The organism is Parabacteroides acidifaciens, assembly GCF_003363715.1.
Lineage (GTDB): Bacteria > Bacteroidota > Bacteroidia > Bacteroidales > Tannerellaceae > Parabacteroides > Parabacteroides acidifaciens.
In genome coordinates this window covers 1-1,931 of record NZ_QREV01000112.1, presented here as the reverse complement: position 1 = coordinate 1,931, position 1,931 = coordinate 1, and the positions used below count along the sequence as shown (strand labels likewise).

The window sequence follows — 1,931 nt, the reverse complement described above, 5'->3', positions numbered from 1 at the left end:
TTGCCCAGGTTATTTACGTTCAGATTAGTGATCGACAGACGTGTTTTTTCGGCTAATTTGGCCAATATTTCACTGCTTGAGAGATATAATGGCGCATCGAAACGTCCGGGACGGCGAAAATAGGTGTAGAAAAGTTCTTCTTCGGGGCTGCTTTGCTGGAAGGCCTCGTTGTTCGTGTTCACTTCGGTGATGTCGGTGTCGGAGAACCAGAATTTGAAGCCGCTGCGGTAGAGGGACAAGGCTTGCGAATAGATGGCGTCATGGTCGATGGGGGTGGTGTAGTCGATGCCTTGCGCCTCGAAGCAGAGGAAACGGCGTGATCCGGTACGGTCGGTCAACACCTGGCTATCGTTGACCGTCGCGAGGAAGGAGGCACGGCGGGTGTAGGTCTCGGCATTGCGGGCGTAGGCACGGCGTTCGTGTACAGTGTCTTTCGTTATCATCGCCTTCAGGCGGTTCAGCTCCATGCGGCTCTGTCCCGACAGCTCGTCGAGGATAATCAGGAAGCAGTCGGAGAGCAACAGCAGGGCGTCTTTCGACGAAGGGTCGAGGTTGCCCGAATAGACATAACCCGAGAGGGCGGGCGGAACCAGATGACGGCACCACGTTGTCTTGCCGATCCCCTGCTCGCCACTGAGCAACAGGACAGAGTGGTTCTCCTGCCCGGTGCTGATGGCGCAGGCGACGGTCGCCACTAACCACTTGCGGAGGCACATCAGCCAGTAATCGGGGCGATCTGTGACCACCGTCGCCGCCAACCGGGCGATAGGGTCCGACACGCCGTCCCACGCAGGAAGCCCCTCGAAATAGGCTGTAAACGGGTTATACTCGCGGCTGAAATCGGAAAGGATCACACTGTGGAGGTCACTCTGCCGGCATTGTATCCCTTCGAGCTGCATGGCGCACCAAACGGAGTTCTCCCAGTAGTCGGTCACGGGAGCGAAGTCTTTCCTCCCTTTCTTCTTCCGCCATTCCACGAAGCCACGCACGACGTTATAGCGCAGCATATAATGCTCGGAGAGGTAGCGGCAGATGCTCTCGACCTTCCTGTCCTGCCGCGCCGCCTTTTCGTCTTTTCCCTTCTCTTCCTGGTGAGAATAGGCGCTGTCGAGGGCTTGCCGGATCTCTTCTTCGGGCAGGTCGGAGAAACAGCGGTTGCAATAGGCCGTCGTCTCTTCCTTCGAAATGCCTAAGCGGTTACACTGGCAGCCGAATTGGTAGACGTAGTTGTTCCGGTTTCCGGCCTCATACTTGCCCTTGCGCGAAGTGCGGTCGCGCGCCTTTGCGAACAGGCGGGGCAGGTTGTCTTTCGCAGGGGCTTCTTCCATCGGCATGGCTTCGGCGGCACTGGCGGCTACCGGCCCTTTACGGGGGACAACGGGGTCCAACAGGGGTATATCGTCCGGCAACTGTCCTGTGTCGTTCAGCCAGTCCGAGAAACGGGGTGAGAGGAACAGCCCGCTGTCGTCCGAGACGAAGCACAGACGCCCCGCATCGCTTCCCGAAGCGTCGATCTCGACACCTAAGAGGTTCTCATACCACGCCTTCATCGTGTCGTAGAGGACACGATGGTTCTCGGGGATCGGCTCCAGGCGGACCGCCGCGTAGACAATCACCTTCAACCCTGCCCCGCCGGGACTCAGGAAGCAGGCAACGGTGTAGGCAGCCGTTTCGATCAACGCCCTGAGGCGGACGATATCGGCTGCTGTCAACCCGTCGAGGTCCAGTATCAGCAGGGGGTTATAGCCGGTCAGGCATTCCTTGAGGCGTTTGCCGTTGTAGAGGGCGGAAACGGTGAAGGCCGGCAGCCCTTTCTTGATCCGCTCGGCCGCCGCTTTGTCGCCCTCGGCAAGACACCCCCGGAGTTTACGGACATCGGGGGCGTAGCGGCCCGCCTTGATTTCGGTTAACACGGCTACCAGGGCCCTATT

1 protein-coding gene is annotated in these 1,931 nt (G+C 59.0%); it reads right to left on the bottom strand.

Going from position 1 to position 1,931, the window contains the following annotated elements:
• Positions 1-1,913 (bottom strand): VapE domain-containing protein (locus DWU89_RS20305; protein WP_244205965.1); only part of this gene is annotated, 1,913 nt, incomplete at its 3' end.
• Positions 1,914-1,931: the final 18 nt, after the last annotated feature.